The 4115-nt window shown below is 69.5% G+C and carries 4 protein-coding genes; all 4 read left to right on the top strand.

Features of this window, described 5'->3' with window-relative positions:
• The first annotated feature begins 279 nt into the window (after positions 1 to 279).
• The 4 genes from ABT085_RS44575 to ABT085_RS44560 all read left to right on the top strand — a co-directional run bounded on the left by ABT085_RS44575 (position 280) and on the right by ABT085_RS44560 (position 3701).
• A complete protein-coding gene (locus tag ABT085_RS44575; RefSeq protein ID WP_351622425.1) occupies positions 280 to 531 on the top strand; it encodes a hypothetical protein in 252 nt (83 codons plus the stop codon).
• A gap of 195 nt (positions 532 to 726) precedes the next feature.
• Positions 727 to 1017: a hypothetical protein gene (locus ABT085_RS44570; protein WP_351622422.1), complete on the top strand. Its 291-nt coding sequence runs from the start codon at positions 727 to 729 to the stop codon at positions 1015 to 1017.
• A gap of 794 nt (positions 1018 to 1811) precedes the next feature.
• A complete protein-coding gene (locus ABT085_RS44565) occupies positions 1812 to 2417 on the top strand; it encodes a YceI family protein (protein ID WP_351622420.1) in 606 nt (201 codons plus the stop codon).
• 99 nt (positions 2418 to 2516) lie between these two features.
• Positions 2517 to 3701 carry an FUSC family protein gene (locus ABT085_RS44560; protein WP_351622418.1) on the top strand — a complete coding sequence of 395 codons (1185 nt, stop codon included), beginning with the start codon at positions 2517 to 2519 and terminating at the stop codon, positions 3699 to 3701.
• The last annotated feature ends 414 nt before the right edge of the window (positions 3702 to 4115 follow it).

The raw sequence follows: 4115 nt of genomic DNA, 5'->3' as shown, positions 1-4115 counted from the left end.
CTCATCGACGCAGACGGAGTCGTGCGCTGGAAGCACGTCGCCCGCCTGGGCCTCACCTTCCAGGACACCGACACGATCACCAAGGAGATCGCCGCGCTGAGCCTGCGCTGAACCGTGCCTCCCCGTGCTCGCCCGGCCGGGCGAGCACGATCTGCCGTGCCGCAGATTCTCGCGCCGCCACCGCGGATCGCGGTCGACGGAAACGGCCGGGCGTGAGCGGCTGGTGTCGGACTCCGACTTGTGGCATTCATGTCCCGCGACCGGACCACCCTCGCGGACATGAGCGAGATGCTCTGCGCCGTCGCGGGCGCCGCCGCCTCGCTGCCGCTGCCGCTGATCGGATCACTGCTGGAGCAGATTCACACCCGGCGCTGGAACGACCAGGCTCCCGAGGGCGACGGCGCCCGGTCGCCCTTCACCGCCAGGGAGCTCGCCGTGTTTCGACAGCTGGCCGCACTGAGAGAACCTCAGTGGTACGCGTTCCTCGGCGACCGTACCGAAGCGGGCGTCACACGGCGGATGGAGCAATGACGTCCGCGATGGGTCCGGCAAGGTGACGCAGTCTCGGCAGCGCGGCGGGAGACCCGTTCAGCCGGCGACCGCATCCTCGGCGGGAACAATTCCACAGGCACAGAGCGCTACTACATCATGTACGGCTCAAAAGGTGCGGCCGGGGGACAGCTGGCGCCGGGGACGACCCGGCTCGGCAGCGAGGGAGTGAGACCGATGGCAACGGTGGAGGACGGGTCGCTTCACGAAGGTGCGCAGAGCCGGGCCGGTGACGGTCCCCTCGTCACCGGGTGCGGGCGCAGGATCGAACTGCGGCACCTGCGGATCGGCCGCCCGGACCGGCCCGCTCACCGGATCGCGTTGGCCGTGGGAGAGGCCCGTGGCGGTGTGCCCGGCGCCTGGGCGGCGCTCAGCCTCGACGAGGCGCGCGCCCTGGGGCGACTCCTGCTGCAGGAGGCCGGTGCCGAGGGCTCCTCCGACTCCCGGGCCGGGGATCTGACCCGGTGAGAGCCGGCGGCGCGTTCGTCCGTGATGGCGCCGGGCCTGCAGCTTCCTCGTGGACAGGGCGGTCGCGGCCGTGGCCGGCTCGGCGTCAGCCTTGCCGCAAGGGCCGCCCCGCCGGTCGCAGTTCGTGATGTGTGTGGTGAGCCGGCAAGGCCCTCCAGCCTCCGGTGCTGCACCGGGGCTGAAGCCACTGAGGTAGGGCCGAAGCGTACGCCGGCCGAGGCGGCGTCGCCGACGCTCCCGCGGACGGCCGCGTGAGGAGCGCAGGCGGCACGCATGCCGATCAGGCTGTCGGCCTCCCCGGGCTCGAGGGCTTCCCGCTCGGCGACTCCGGCAGCCGCGCTGCGCCGAGTTCGGCGGGCATGTCGGGAAGGTCCTCTTCCAGGCAGAGGCCGTCGAGGACGATGTCGGCGACCTGCTCGCCGGCGACGGCGTAGGTGACATTGGCGTTCCGTGCATGGTGTACACGGTTGCCACGGCTGTCCGCCCACCTTCGGACACGGCCTGCCAGTCGTCTGTGGAGTGCGGGTCGCGGCCCGCTGAAGCGGGGGCCTGAGTACGTCGGGAAGACCTTGGGGAAGACCTTCTGCCCGAGTCGGCGATCCGGTGGCGGGGGCGGCCACGGGCGGCGTCAGGGCAGGTGGGCGCGCCGGATGCCGGGTCGGGGGTCCGGTGGAACAGGAAATCGGGCGCAGCCGGAATAGGTCGGCGGACCGAGGCGTTCTGTAGGTTGAATGTTCAACTAGCTCGGGCTCTGCTATCGCCCGAGCCACATCTCTTTCAGGAGCAGACAGACCATGGGCATCTTCGGACGCAAGAGCAGCGCCCCCCAGGCCGCCGCCACCGTCGCCGCGAACCCGTACGCCGCTGCGATCAGCGGCGCGTACACCATCGACCCCACGCACTCCACGTTCGGCTTCGTCGCGCGGCATGCCATGGTCACCAACGTCAAGGGCAAGTTCAACAACTTCGCCGGCAGCCTGCACCTGGACGGCCGCAACCCGGCCGCCTCCACCGCGACCATCGACATCACGATGGACAGCATCGACACGGGATCCGCCGACCGCGACGGTCACCTCAAGAGCGCCGACTTCTTCAAGACCGACGAGTTCCCGGTGATGACCTTCCGCTCCACGAAGGCCGAAGCGCTGGGTGGCGACGACTTCAGGATCACCGGAGACCTGACCATCCTCGGCGTGACCAAGCCGCTGAGCATCGACCTGGAGTTCAGCGGCGTCGCCAAGGACCCCTTCGGCAACGAGCGCGTCGGCTTCGAGGGCAAGGCCGAGATCCTGCGCTCCGAGTGGGGCCTGACCTGGAACGCCGCCCTGGAGACCGGGGGCGTGCTGGTCTCGGACAAGATCAAGCTGCACTTCGACATCTCCGCGATCAAGAACGTCTGACACGTGATGCATCGCGGCTGGCCCCGCGCTCGCCAGGTGTCCTCGAAGCCCCGCTCCTGCCGACGCCAGGAGCGGGGGAAGCGGAGGCAGGCCCACCGGATGTCCCCTGATCATTACCTGCTGTCCGTGATACGCAGGGCCCGCCGCCTCGGCGGCAGGTTCCGCCACCGGCCACCTCGACACCTGGTGTACGGGATCAAGGCCCTGATGGCGGCGCTGGTCGCCTGGACCCTCGCAGGCGCGTGGGCTGTCGACGGGCGCCCGTACCTGGCGGTCGCCACGGCCCTGCTCATGGTCAACGCGGACACGGTGTACCGATCAGTGGCCAAGGCGCTGCAGAATGTCGTCGCGAAGGTCGCCGGTCTGGCCCTGGCCCTCATGACGGTCCAGCTCCTGGGAGCGACAGCGGGTGCCATCGCAGTCATCGTCCTCGGCACCGTCCTGGTGGGTCCCCGCCGCACAGCCGACAGCCGCCGACAGGTCGCCTCCACCGCCGTCGTCGGGCTGGCCGCCACGGCGGGCGATCCCATAGGCGGCCTTGTCTCCCCCCTACTCCAGACGCTGAGCGGCGCGGTGGTGGGCATCGTCGTCAACGCGCTCGTCCTGCCCCCGCTCCATCTGGACGAGTCCGACTCCGCCGTACAAAAACTCGCCCACGCCATGGGAAACCTGCTGAGCGACATGGGCACCGGTCTGGCCCGGGAGCAGCTCGGATCCAAGGCCCATGTCTGGCTCCACCGGGCGCGCGAACTCGAAAAGCACCTGACGCATGCACAGGAGCAGGTACGGCAGGCTGACGAGAGCCTGCGGTGGAACGCGCGCGGCGTCGCCCGAGCGCGACGCAGCGATGTGACCTATGGAGAACTGTTCGGCGCCCTGCGCGGAGTGCTCCTCCAGGTACGCGGAATCGCCCGGGCCCTCGCCGACAACGCCCACGACCGCCGCGCCGATCACCACCTGGGGCATCAGTTCCTCGATCGCTACGCCGAGACCCTGCAACTGGCCGGTGCGGCGGTCCGGGGACTCGTCGAGCCGTACGCGGCAGGGGACCCGTCGGAGACGGACCCTCGGGAACGGCTGCGCAAGGCGATCGAGGGTGCGCTGACGTGGCACGAGACCATGACGGAACTGATCCACCAAGGGACTCTCACCAAGCCGGGCGCCTGGCACGTCTACGGCTCGCTCATGACGGACGTGGAAAGGCTGCTGTTCGACCTGGACTACGCGGGCACACGCCGGACGCGTGGTCAGCGCGACGCCGCGACATGGATCTCGGCAACGTAGCCAGGAGCTCTGCGGTGACGCCATGACGGCCTGCCGAAAGACGACGATCGTTCCAGCTGCTCCCCGTGTCGCTCCGTATCGGCCTGAGCCAGGACAGAGCCACAACGCACGACCCCGTGCAGGCAGGCGCGCACACGATGCGAAATACGACCGGCGCATGACACATGAGTCTTGAGCGGTAGGGCCGGCGTTATGGGTATGAGTCTTGATGAGCGGGTACGGTCCGCCGCGGCCACGTTCCTGTACGCGGCCGGCGAGTCGCAGACCGGACCTGCCGCTGCTCCGGGGACGAGTCAGGATCAGGTGAGCCGCCGTCAGTCAGTGATTCCTAATGCGGTCCGTCAAGCCGCGAGAGCGGTGGGCGGCATGAGTTCGTAGGTCCGTCCGTCGCGTAGGAGGGCCCAGAGGACGTTG

It is taken from the genome of Streptomyces sp. NPDC002265 (assembly GCF_040296125.1).
Lineage (GTDB): Bacteria > Actinomycetota > Actinomycetes > Streptomycetales > Streptomycetaceae > Streptomyces.
This window is presented reverse-complemented; position numbering and strand designations above follow the sequence as displayed.